Origin of the sequence: Caballeronia pedi, from assembly GCF_001544915.2 — a bacterium.
Lineage (GTDB): Bacteria > Pseudomonadota > Gammaproteobacteria > Burkholderiales > Burkholderiaceae > Caballeronia > Caballeronia pedi.
This window is the reverse complement of the sequence record NZ_FCOE02000027.1, coordinates 1-11,921: the sequence shown is the minus strand read 5'-3', so window position 1 is coordinate 11,921 and position 11,921 is coordinate 1. Positions and strand designations below refer to the sequence as shown.

The 11,921-nt window shown below is 63.6% G+C and carries 10 protein-coding genes; 6 read left to right on the top strand and 4 right to left on the bottom strand.

Annotation, left to right across the window (positions count from 1 at the left end; all coding sequences use genetic code 11):
• Position 1: 1 nt before the first annotated feature.
• Positions 2–1,606: a hybrid sensor histidine kinase/response regulator gene (locus AWB80_RS29555; RefSeq protein WP_061178237.1), complete on the bottom strand. Its 1,605-nt coding sequence runs from the start codon at positions 1,604–1,606 to the stop codon at positions 2–4.
• 38 nt (positions 1,607–1,644) lie between these two features.
• Positions 1,645–2,274 (bottom strand): MEDS domain-containing protein, encoded by a 630-nt coding sequence (locus AWB80_RS29550; protein WP_061178236.1) that lies wholly within the window; start codon positions 2,272–2,274, stop codon positions 1,645–1,647.
• Positions 2,275–2,583: 309 nt separating this feature from the next.
• Between AWB80_RS29550 and AWB80_RS29545 the strand changes: the two genes are divergently transcribed.
• The 4 genes from AWB80_RS29545 to aspA all read left to right on the top strand — a co-directional run bounded on the left by AWB80_RS29545 (position 2,584) and on the right by aspA (position 7,923).
• Positions 2,584–3,498: a LysR substrate-binding domain-containing protein gene (locus tag AWB80_RS29545; RefSeq protein ID WP_061178235.1), complete on the top strand. Its 915-nt coding sequence runs from the start codon at positions 2,584–2,586 to the stop codon at positions 3,496–3,498.
• Positions 3,499–3,682: 184 nt separating this feature from the next.
• Positions 3,683–4,978, top strand: a complete 1,296-nt coding sequence (locus AWB80_RS29540) for a dicarboxylate/amino acid:cation symporter (protein WP_061178234.1) — start codon at positions 3,683–3,685, stop codon at positions 4,976–4,978.
• Positions 4,975–6,462 carry a cysteate racemase gene (gene cuyB / locus AWB80_RS29535; protein ID WP_061178233.1) on the top strand — a complete coding sequence of 496 codons (1,488 nt, stop codon included), beginning with the start codon at positions 4,975–4,977 and terminating at the stop codon, positions 6,460–6,462. The genes AWB80_RS29540 and cuyB overlap by 4 nt, the downstream gene beginning before the upstream one ends.
• Positions 6,463–6,504: 42 nt before the next feature.
• Positions 6,505–7,923, top strand: coding sequence for an aspartate ammonia-lyase (gene aspA / locus AWB80_RS29530; protein WP_061178232.1), 1,419 nt, complete (start codon positions 6,505–6,507; stop codon positions 7,921–7,923).
• A gap of 19 nt (positions 7,924–7,942) precedes the next feature.
• Here the strand turns inward: aspA and AWB80_RS29525 are convergent, their stop codons facing one another.
• Positions 7,943–8,812, bottom strand: a complete 870-nt coding sequence (locus AWB80_RS29525) for a hypothetical protein (protein WP_061178231.1) — start codon at positions 8,810–8,812, stop codon at positions 7,943–7,945.
• Positions 8,813–8,883: 71 nt separating this feature from the next.
• Between AWB80_RS29525 and AWB80_RS29520 the strand changes: the two genes are divergently transcribed.
• Together AWB80_RS29520 and dctA are read left to right on the top strand one after the other, a co-directional pair.
• Positions 8,884–9,819 (top strand): LysR family transcriptional regulator, encoded by a 936-nt coding sequence (locus AWB80_RS29520; protein WP_061178325.1) that lies wholly within the window; start codon positions 8,884–8,886, stop codon positions 9,817–9,819.
• On the top strand, positions 9,816–11,102 hold the full coding sequence (dctA, locus tag AWB80_RS29515; protein ID WP_061178230.1) for a C4-dicarboxylate transporter DctA: 1,287 nt from the start codon (positions 9,816–9,818) through the stop codon (positions 11,100–11,102). The genes AWB80_RS29520 and dctA overlap by 4 nt, the downstream gene beginning before the upstream one ends.
• Positions 11,103–11,114: 12 nt before the next feature.
• On the opposite strand, the gene AWB80_RS29510 is transcribed toward dctA, so the two are convergent.
• Positions 11,115–11,897, bottom strand: coding sequence for a substrate-binding domain-containing protein (locus tag AWB80_RS29510; RefSeq protein ID WP_061178326.1), 783 nt, complete (start codon positions 11,895–11,897; stop codon positions 11,115–11,117).
• Between the last annotated feature and the right edge of the window lie 24 nt (positions 11,898–11,921).

Here is an 11,921-nt window from a genome sequence, read left to right as displayed (position 1 = left end):
CTTACTGATTGTCGTTCAGCACACGAATTAAATCGGGCAATACGACAGGCTTCACGAAATGTCGTTCGAAGCCGGCCGCATGCGCCCGCTTCACGTCTTCGGAATGACCATAGCCCGTGAGCGCGAACAGGCGGAGTGCCGCGTGCTGCGGTTGCGCGCGCAAGGCGAGCGCCAGTTCGTATCCGTCCATGCCGGGCAGGCCAATGTCGAGAACGGCGACGGCAGGCGAGAAGCGCGCCGCGATGTCCAGAGCCTGAAACGGATCCAGAGCGGTTGCGACCTCGAAGCCGAGTTCCGTCAGGAACGCTTCCATCGAGAGAAGACCATCGACGTTGTCGTCGACCAGCAGAACGCGCAATCCGGCCTGGCTCGACGTCACCGAAGCGGAGGGTAACGGCGAATTCTGCGAACCCGCGATCTCTGCGCGTGTTGCAAGCGGCAGTGTCACCGTGAACGTCGCGCCTGTGCCGGGGCCGTCACTGCTCGCATCGACAGTGCCTCCATGCAGTTCCACCAGATTCTTCACGAGCGCCAGGCCGATGCCCAGACCGCCTTTCGACCGGTCGATCGTCGTGCGCCCCTGCTCGAAGATCCTGAAGAGCTTGGGCATCAATTCCGCGCTGATGCCCGCTCCGTTGTCCTGGATGAAGACCGCGACATGGCCGGGCGTCGTTCTAGCCTCGACGCGAATCTCGCCGCCGATGTCCGTGTATTTGGCTGCATTGTTAAGCAGGTTGCTGAACGCCTGCGTCAGACGTGTGAGATCGCCGAATATCTGCGTGCCATCGTCGGACAAGGCCACAGTGAGCCGCTGATTGCGCTGTTCCACCAGCGGGCTGGCCGCCTCGACCGCACGCGTGATGACGGAACTGATACGCAGGCTCTCGCGCTTGAGCTCGATCTTTCCCCGCGTGATGCGGCTGACGTCCAGCAAGTCTTCGACGAGACGAGACAGATGCGCAACCTGGCGCTCGATGATTTCGTGGTAGCGGTCGGCGACATCGCCGCGTTCGCGCCGGATCAACGCCAACGCGGTGGAAATAGGTGCAAGCGGGTTACGCAATTCATGGCCGAGCATGGCGAGAAATTCATCCTTCGCCCGGTTCGCCTCTTCGCGCTCGTGTGCTGCTCTGGCGGCCTGAATGCCTGTCGCGGCCTGCGAGGTGGCCGCGCGCAGGAAGGCGATCTCGTTGAGTGTCGGGAACGTCGAAGCCGCGGCCCCGAACCACACGCTGCCTTGCCCGGAGCTGAAGCCCATGCTCAGCCGGATCATGCGCATCGGGCCGGCGGGCGTGTCGCACAGACTGACCCGGGTTCCGATCGGGAGCCGGTGCCATCGGGCTATCGTTTCCTGCCATGCCGGCGAAGCATCCGCCGCGACAGTGCGGCCGTACATGCGCATCTGCACGAACGGCGCGACTGCCGGCAGCAAGGGAACATCGACATAGCAGATGTCCAGCGGAACGATCCGTTCGATCGCCTGCGTCATCAAGCCGACGATCGCCTTGCCGTCGCCACCCGCCCAGAGTGCCGGAAGCGCCAGCAAACCCATCAGGTCCCTGAGCGCGTGCTCCGCACTTTCACCGCTGAATCGGTCGATGTCCATTCTTCTGTCGCGATGGCTCTACTGGTTCGATAAGCAACTCAGGCCTCCGCCCGTCTTTTGCGGGATTCCAGTTCCTTGATCATTTCCGATGGCCGGATGAAGAACGGATTCTCCTGGACGATTCCATTGATGAGGGTCAGCGGATGCGTGCGCAAGACATCCATGAGCATGGCGCCCGAGAGTTTGGCCATATCGTAGACGCACACGGCGGGTTGACGGTTGCGCTCGATGATCTCGTTGACTTCGGCTTCATACGCCATGAGTTCCGGTGCGTTCGGGGTTTCGCCAAACGCCCAGTCCATATTTCCCATGATGCGAAGCTGGGTGAAACCCTTGTCGCGTCCGGAGCCGGTGAGCCGGTCCACCAGTGCGAGCATGCGATCCTTGTCGAACTTGCCTTCGTCATCCAGATAGGCTTCGGGCCATGTGATGACTTCCAGCTGTCCGCACGCTTCGCATGCGTGCACGTCCATGCCCGCATCCGCTAGCCGGGCCTTGTGGTCGGCGAGATTCGCGGGATCGACGATATGAAAGTTCTTTTCTCCGTTCTCTACCGCCTGTTTGTAGAACGGATTCAGCGCGTCGTATTCCTCATCGCGGCTATTGAAAAACGCGCACACATGATAGGCGTCCATCGGCGTGCCGGCGATGGTGATTGGACTGTCCATGACCCTTCCTTACTTGACCACTTTTGAGGAGCGGCGGCGGAACAACCCGGCGCTGGTCGGCGACCCTGACGCGGTCACAGCGGAACTCATTTTATGGCATCGCTCTCGCAGATGGCTTCGCAATTCAAAACTCATCGCTGACAGAAAACGCGAATGCGGTAACGACGACCTGAATCATGCGCGCCGACAGACCGATCGGCATAATTTGCAAGCCGCACGCGTGAAGCCGGATCTCGCGCAGCAAGCAGGCGTAGAATTTCCGCCTCGTGGCGGCGAGCCCATTCGTCGCCATCAGCAGACGGATGGCTCATGGAAATCAAGTGGATCGAGGACTTCATCGCGCTCGCCCGCTATCAAAGCTTCTCGCGTGCGGCGGAATTTCGCAACGTCACGCAATCCGGATTCAGCAGGCGAATCCAGTCGCTCGAACACTGGGTCGGCGCCGATCTCGTCGATCGCAGCGGCTTTCCACCGACCCTTACACCAGCGGGCCAACTGTTTCGCGATGCCGCCGAAGACATTCTCGACAAGCTCTTCGATACGCGCGCCATCATCCGCACCGAGCAGCGCATCGCGGGCACGAGCCTGCAGATCGCGGCGGACCATACCATCGCGCTCAATTTTTTGCCCGCCTGGCTCCGAACGCTCGCGAAGCAGGTCGGCGAAGTGCGCGCGCGGGTGATTCCGGCGAACGTGCACGATTCGATTCTCATGCTCGTCAACGGCAACTGCGAGTTGATGTTCGCGTATCACCATCCGCGCTTGCCGCTGCATCTCGATCCGCAGAAGTACGAGTACGTGACCGTCGGCGTCGATACGTTCATGCCGGTCTGCAAGCCCAATCAGCGGCTCGCGCCAACCTACCGTCTGCCGGGCGCGAAAGATCGTCCGATGCCGTACATCGCCTATACGGAGACGAGTTATTTCGGGCGCTGCTTCGCGTCGTTGATGGAGCAAGCGAATGTATCGCCCGCATTACGGCTGCATTACGAATCCGATATGGCCGAAGTCGTGAAGAAGCTGGTTCTCGAAGGCGAGGGCGTCGCATGGCTGCCGAAAAGCTCGATCGCAGCCGAACTCGATGCCGGCGCGCTCGTTGCCGCCGGCCAGTCCGATTGGCAACTGGCGCTTGAGCTGCGCGTGTACCGCGACCTCAGCAATCGCAACGACTTGCTCGATACGATCTGGCGGCATCTTCACGCTTCGTCGGGCCCGGCCGAATAGCGCCGTCCGACGTTATGCGAAACTTGCATAGCCATATGCAGCACTGGCATTCACGTTTTTTCTGCCTTCCCTAAGATTCCGTCCTGACACAAAAAAGCGGCGTGTCGAGCTTCGATGCGCCAGCCATTCAGAACGCACGATGGTCGCGACCGACCGTTCGTGCGTCATCCCAGGACGGAGACACATGAAGAATCGCCTCACCCTTTATATCCTCGCCGGCATGGTGCTCGGCGTGGCTGTCGGCTACGTCTGTCATCGCACGGCGGCGGATGCCGAGCAGGCCAAGGTTATCGCCGGGTACTTTTCCATCGTCACGGATATCTTCCTGCGACTGGTGAAGATGATCATCGCGCCGCTCGTCTTCGCGACGCTCGTATCGGGTCTCGCCGGCATGGAAGGCACGAGCGATGTGCGCCGGATCGGCTTGCGCTCGATCGCGTGGTTCGTGTGCGCGTCGCTCTTTTCGCTCGCGCTCGGACTCGTGCTCGCGAATCTGCTGCAACCGGGCGCGGGCCTGCACATGACGCAGACGAGCGCCGATGTCGCCACCGGCCTCAACACCTCCGGCCTGAACTTCAAGGACTTCGTGACGCACGCGTTTCCCACGAGCGTGATCGATGCGATGGCGCGCAACGACATCCTGCAGATTCTCGTGTTCTCCGTGATGTTCGGCATCGTGCTGAGCGTGATCAAGTCGGACCCGCGCGTGGCTCCGCTGATCGCCGGCGTGGAAGGACTCGTGCCCGCGATGCTGAAGCTGACCGACTACGTGATGCGCCTCGCGCCCATCGGCGTGTTCGGCGCGCTCGCATCGGCGATCACGGTGCATGGACTCGATGTGCTCACCACGTACGGCAAGCTCGTCGCGAGCTTCTATGTCGGGCTCGCGCTGTTGTGGGGCGCGCTGATCCTCGCCGGTTACGCGTTCCTCGGCAAGCCGGTCTGGGCTCTGCTCAAGTCGATCCGCGAGCCCGCGATGCTCGCGTTCTCCACGGCCAGCAGCGAAGCCGCCTATCCGCGCCTGACCGAGAAGCTGGAGGAATTCGGCGTCGACAAGAAAGTGGTCGGGTTCACGTTGCCGCTCGGGTACGCATTCAATCTCGACGGCTCGATGATGTATCAGGCGTTCGCGGCGATTTTCATCGCCCAGGCGTTCGGTATCGACATGCCGATCGGCACGCAGATCGTGATGCTGCTCGTGCTGATGGTGAGCAGCAAGGGCATGGCCGGCGTCGCGCGCGGCTCGGTGGTGGTCGTCGCGGCCGTGGCGCCGATGTTCCATCTGCCGCCCTCGGGCGTCGTGCTCGTGCTCGCGATCGACCAGATTCTCGACATGGGGCGCACCGCGACCAACGTGATCGGCAACAGCATCGCAACCGCGGCCATCGCGAAGTGGGAAGGCAAGCGCGCCGCGCGGCAGGAGCGCCGCGCGGTGATGAGCGCGCCTTCGTTCGGTCAAATGGAAGGCGAGACGAAATGAACGGCACGGACGGCGCGCTCATGCGCAAACTCGGCGTGGTGGGCGGACTCGGTCCGCTCGGGAGCGCGGACGTATTCTTCAAGCTGATCAAATCGACGCCCGCCACGCGCGATGCCGAGCACTTCGACGCGATCTTCGAGCAGCAGCCGTTTCGTAGTGCGGATGCCGAGAGCGAGACGCTGACGCAGCGCAAACTGTATATCTTCGATCTGATCGGCAACTTCGAGAAGCGTGGCGTCACGACGGTCGTGCTGCCGTGCTTTCTGAGTCACACGTTCATCGACGAACTGAAGGTGAATTCGCCGCTGCAGATCGTCGACATGATCGACGCGGTCCGCAGCCACGTGCGCAGAAAGTTTCCGACGGTTCGCCGCGTGGGCGTGCTCGCGTCCGGCTATACGCGTCGCAGGCAGTTGTTCGAAAAGTATTTCGCGGCGCCCGAGTTCGAGGTGATCCATCCGCGCATGAGCGACGGCGTCGATCTCGTCACCGAAGCCGTCTATGGCGCCGATGGCGTCAAGAGCGGCAATCTGCGCGGCCGTCCGGTCGAGCTGTTGCGCGCGGCATGCGAGGATCTCATCGCGCAAGGCGCCAATGTGATCGTGCCGGGGCTCACCGAGATCGCCCTCGTTGCCGACGAGCTGGGCAGGTTGCGCGTTCCGCTCGTCGATTCGAATCTCGCTTATGCGCAGTATGTCGTGTCCGGTCAGTACGACTCGCCCGCGACGATCTTCAAGGTTGGCGTGGTGGGCGGCGTCGGGCCGGCGGCCACGGTGGATTTCATCCACAAGATCGTGCGCGCCACGCCCGCGAAACGCGACCAGGATCACATCAAGCTGCTCGTCGAACAAAACCCGCAGATACCGGACCGCACGGAGAACCTGATCGGCGACGGACCCGATCCGACCGTCTCGCTCTATGCGACCTGCAAGAAGCTCGAAACGGGCGGCGCGGATCTCATCGCGATTCCATGCAACACGGCGCACGCGTATGTCGAGCGCATCCAGCCGTATCTCGGCATACCGATCGTCAATATGCTGACGGTGACGGTGCGCTATCTGCGCGAGACGTTCCCGTCGCTGCGCTCGGTCGGTTTGCTCGCGACGTCCGGCACGATCGCAAGCGGCGTCTACGAACAGGCGCTCGCATCGCAAGGCTTGCGGCAGGTCGTGCCCGGCCCGGCCTTGCAGGCGCGCGTGATGGATGCGATCTACGGCAAAGAGGGCGTGAAAGCCGGCTTCACGACCGGACAGTGTCAGAAAGATATCGCCGCCGCGATCGATGGTCTCATCGCCGAGGGCGTCGAGGTGGTCATTCTCGGCTGCACGGAACTGCCGCTTCTGCTGCGCGAGACGCATGTCGTCGGCGCGAACGGCGCGCGCGTGCGCACAGTCGATCCGACCGATGTGCTCGCGAAACAGTGCGTCGCGTATGCGACTTCGGCGGCGGAGTTGGCGCCTCTGGAAGTCAACCGAGTCAACTAGCCGATCTGCCCGATCGAATCATCCAGAACCCGAGAGAAACCCATGCTTAACATAACTGAACGTATCGAACACGACCTTCTCGGCGATCTCGCCGTGCCCGCCACGGCGTACTACGGCGTGCATACGCTGCGCGCGCTGGAAAATTTCCCGATCACGGGCATTCCCATCTCGGTCTATCCGAATCTCGTCAACGCACTGGCGAGCGTGAAGGAAGCCGCGGCGCTCGCGAATCACGATCTTGGGCTGCTGAGCGAAGTGAAGATGCAGGCCATCGTGCAGGCGTGCAGGCAAGTGCGCTCGGGCACGGCGCACGAGCATTTCGTGGTCGATGTCATCCAGGGCGGCGCGGGCACGTCGACCAACATGAACGCGAACGAGGTCATCGCCAATCTCGCGCTCGAACATCTCGGGCATCAGCGCGGCGAATATGGCGTGCTTCATCCGAACGAAGACGTGAATCTCGGCCAGAGCACCAACGACGTCTATCCGACCGCGCTGAAGATCGCCACCTACGCGGGCATCGTGCAGCTCGTCGAAGCGATGGCCGTGCTGCGCGCGTCGTTCGAACGCAAGGCGCAGGAATTCGCCAGCGACCTCAAAATGGGCCGCACGCAGCTTCAGGACGCGGTGCCGATGACGCTCGGCCAGGAGTTCAGCACCTTCGCTGTGATGCTCGGCGAAGACGAAGCGCGGCTCATGGAAGCGGCCGGGCTGATCTGCGAGATCAATCTGGGGGCGACTGCGATCGGCACGGGCATCAACACGCATCCGGACTACGCGCGCCTCGCATGCCGGCACTTGAGCGAAGTAACGGGCATCACGCTCACGACGTCGCCGAATCTCGTCGAAGCGACCCAGGATGTCGGCGCATTCGTGCAGCTTTCGGGCGTGCTGAAGCGCGTCGCGATCAAGCTCTCGAAGACCTGCAACGATCTTCGCCTGCTTGCGAGCGGGCCGCGCGCGGGTCTCGGCGAAATCAATTTGCCGCCCGTGCAGGCCGGCTCCAGCATCATGCCGGGCAAAGTGAACCCGGTGATTCCGGAAGTCGTCAACCAGATCGCGTTCGAAGTCATCGGAAACGATGTGACCGTGAGTTTCGCCGCCGAAGCCGGCCAGCTTCAGCTCAACGCGTTCGAGCCGATCATCGCGCACAGTCTGTTCAAGAGCGTCGCGCACCTGCGGGCAGGATGCCTCACGCTCGCCTCGAAATGCGTCGACGGCATCAGCGCGAACCGGGAGCGGCTGCGCGCGATCATCGAGAGCTCGATCGGCATCGTGACGGCGCTCAATCCGTACATCGGCTACACGCACTCGACGGAAGTCGCGAAGGAAGCGCTCGCGTCCGGCAGGAGTGTCGCGCAGATCGTGATCGAAAAGGGACTGCTGAGCCAGGCGCAACTCGACGAAATCCTTCATCCCGCGATGCTGACGCAGCCCAGAACACTGGCCTCGATGGTGTGATGCGGAACGCGCGCCGCACTCATATGCGGTGCGCGAAACGCGTGGCGAGCGCGGCCCTGAAGCGGGCGGCGATGGCGGCGAAGCCGGCGCCGGTCGGGTGCAGTTCGTTGGCCCAGTCGTTCGCGTCGAGCGTGCCCTGCGTCTCGACCAGCACCATATCGTGGGCGGGGACGCTCGCGAGCCGCTGCAGCATCGCGCGGAATTCGACGAGGATCGTCTTCACAATCAGCGCGCCCGGCGCAAAGTCGGGCCAGCCCCGGTCGACGAGCGAAGGACGCAGCCACGGTCCCGCGAGATGGCAGGCCGACATGCCGGTGGGGAGCGCGAAATCGTAGGCATGCACGAAGATCGGCGCGTGAGGCGCGAACTGATCGCGGATGCGGATCAGATCGAGATAGGCGCTTTCGACCACGCCGAAGATATGGGCGAGCCGCTGATCGTCGACGCCCCGTGCGGGGTCGTTGCCGACGGCGCTCGCGTCGTTGAGCCAGAAGCGGAACTGGTCGCCGACCACGTCGTTGCCGCCGCCGGAAAACAGCAACGCATCGATCGGTCCGTTGGCCGGGTCGTTCAACTGGTCGATTAGACGGTTGCGCCTGGTCACGCCGAGCAGCGTCGTGGTCGCGTCGCTGTAATGCGCGAGCTTGAGGATCATCGGCGTGGGTGTGCCCGCGGTGCGCAGGGCTTCGAGCACGTCGGTGGCGTGGAGCGGATCGGGCAGCGGGTAGTCGAACCAGGAATCGCCATCGCCGAGCAGGATGAGCGGCGCGGGTCCGCCGGTCTGAACGCGCAGCGCGTTCGCCTGCCGCACCGCATGCTGATGCGCCTTCACGCGCGCATTCAGATCCTGCTGGATCTGCTCTTGCCAACTTTCGTAGAGGTTCGTCATGGTGCCTCCGTAGCGAGCCGCAAACTCATGCAAAATACGCCGGTTCAATGGGTAACGGCAAGGAGCGCCTCGTGGGCGTCAATTTCGATCTGAATGATTTGCAGGCGTTTCGGGCGGTCGTCGAGCTGGGTAGCTTTCGCAAGGCGGCGGATGCGGTCAACATCTCCCAGCCCGCGTTGAGCCGCCGGATCGAAAAACTGGAGGATGCGCTCGGCGTACGCCTCTTCGACCGCACCACGCGCAGTGTGACGCTCACCACGGTCGGCCGCGTGTTCGCGCCGAGCGCCGAGCAATTGCTCGACGATCTCGATGTCGCGCTGCTCGGCATCCGCGACGTATCGTCGAGCCGTCTCGGCCATGTGACCATCGCGTGCGTGCCGTCGGTCGCCTATTACTTTCTGCCCAACGTGGTCGCGAGCTACCATCGCCGCTATCCGCGCATCCGGGTCAAGCTGCTGGACTCCAGCGCCAACGAGGTGCTCAGCACCGTCATGAGCGGCGAGGCGGATTTCGGCGTGAGCTTCCTCGGCACGCAGGAACCGGAGATCGAATTCAAGGTGCTGTTGCAGGAACGTTTCGTCGCCGCCTGCCGGCGCGACCATCCGCTCGCGCGCAAGAAGCGCGTCACCTGGAACGAGCTCTATGAGCACGAGTACGTATCCGTCGACAAGACTTCTGGCAATCGTCTCCTGCTCGATCAGGCGTTGTCGGCCGTCGCGCCGCGCGCGCCGAGCGTGTGCGAAACGCGCCACGTCACGACGATGCTCGGCCTGATCGAAGCCGGGCTCGGCGTCGCGGCGGTTCCGTCGATGGCCATGCCCGGGCGCGATCATCCGGTCCTGACGAGCGTGCCCCTGGTCGATCCGGTGGTGCGGCGGCGCGTGGGCATCGTGCGGCGGCGCGGCAGAGCGCTCACGCCGGCGGCGCAGCAGTTCTACCGCGAAGTCATGGAGATGAAGCGCAGCGGCGCCGGCAAGGGCGAGAGCGGCGACGGTGACGCATCGTGAGCCTGCCCTGGCCGCTCCGGCTGCTCTACGTGCAGGTCCTGCTGGGGATGGTGCTCGGCATGGCGCTCGGCCATATCTGGCCGCAGACGGGGGCGCTGCTCAAGCCAGTCAGCGACGCGTTCGTCGCGCTGGTGCGGATGATGATCGGGCCGATCGTCTTCTGCACGATCGTCTCGGGCATCACGTCGCTGGCGAGCGGCGCGGCCATCGGACGAACGATCCTGAAGGCGCTCGCGCTCTTCTACTTCCTGACGGCGATCGCGCTCGTGCTCGGGCTCGCGACCGCCTATGTGCTGCATCCGGGTGCGGGCATGCATATCGACGTGCGTCATCTCGACACGGGCATCCTCTCGCAATATGTCAAACGCTCACAGCCGCACGGACTCGTCGAGTTCGCGCTCGGCATCATCCCCGAGACGATGCTCGGCGCGTTCGAAAAAGGTGAAGTGCTGCCGATTCTCCTGCTCTCGCTGCTCTTCGGCTTCGCGCTGAACTTGCAACCGCGCGCGGGCAAACCGGTGCTGGCGTTCATCGACGGCATCGCGCACGCGCTCTTTCGCATCCTCTCGATGATCATGCGGCTCGCGCCGATCGGCGCATTCGGCGCGATGGCCTTTACGGTGGGGCGCTTCGGCATCCGCTCGGTCGGCTCGCTGGGCATGCTGATGGCGTCGTTCTACGTGGCATGCATCCTGTTCGTCATGCTGGTGCTCGCGCCGCTCGCGCGACTGCACGGCTTCGCGCTGTGGCGTCTGTTGCGCTATCTGCGCGAGGAACTCGTGATCGTCCTTGCGACGTCGTCGACGGAACCGGTCCTGCCGCGCCTGATCGGCAAGCTGGAGGCGCTCGGCTGCGACAGGGGCATCGTCGGGCTCGTGCTGCCCGCGGGCTATTCGTTCAACCTCGACGGCACCGCGATCTATCTGACGCTCGCGTCCGTGTTCATCGCGCAGGCGTGCGACGTGCAGCTCTCGGCCGCGCAGATCGCGACGATGCTCGCCGTCATGCTGATCACGTCGAAAGGGGCGGCGGGCGTCTCCGGAAGCGGACTGGTGGCGCTGGTCGCGACCTTGACGGTGATTCCCGACCTGCCCGTCGCCGGCGTGGCGCTGCTGGTGGGCATCGACCGCTTCATGTCGGAGGCGCGCGCGTTGACGAGCGTGATCAGCAACGCGTGCGCCGTGATCTTCGTGTCGATGTGGGAAGGCGCGTGCGACCGCACGCGCTTCAGGGCGATGCTGCATGCCGCCGCCCCGCAAAACGCCGACGCGGCCACCGAATGACCGTGAGGCGGATCAGTGCGAAGTGACGGAATCGAGACCGGTCGCCTTCACTTCCGGCTGAACCTCGGGTGAAGCGAGATAGTCGAGCAGCGCTTTCGCCTCCTTCGGATGCTGCGCGCCGACAGGAATCCCGGCGGCAAAACGCGTGACCGACTGCAAGGACTCGGGAATCTTGCCGACGAAAGTCGCGCCCTTCACCGGCAGGAGTTCGCTGACCTGCTGAAAGCCGATTTCGTAGTCGCCGCTCGCCACCACGGAGGCGACGGGAATGCGCGGAATCATCTTCGCCTTCTGCTTCATCTGCTCCTCGATGCCGAGCCGCTTGAACAACTCGCGCTCGATATACACGCCGCTCGCACTGTCGGAGTACGCGACCGATTTAGCCCGCAGCAGTGTTTCCTTGAGCCCTTCGACTGATTCGACATCGGGCTTCGCCGCGCCGTCGCGCACGACCACGCCGATGCGCGAATCCGCCAGTTCGACGCGCGATCCGGGCACGACCTTGCCGGCCTTGATCAGTTCGTCGAGCGCGTAGCCGACCATGATGACGGCGTCGGCGGGCTCGCCGCGTTCGAGCCGGTTGGGAATGGCCTCGGGCGATTTGCCCATCGACGGGCCGAGCGCCGTGTCGAGCGTGTTGCCGCTCGCGGCGGTGAATTTCGGACCGAGCAGCTTGTACGCGGCGGTGAAACCACCCGAGCTCATGACGTGCAACTCGGCCGCCTGCACGCCCGCCGACGCCACCGAAGCCGCGACGAGCCCCGCCGCGCATACCTTGAGAAACAGATTCGTCATCGATGAGGACATGTGACGTTGCGT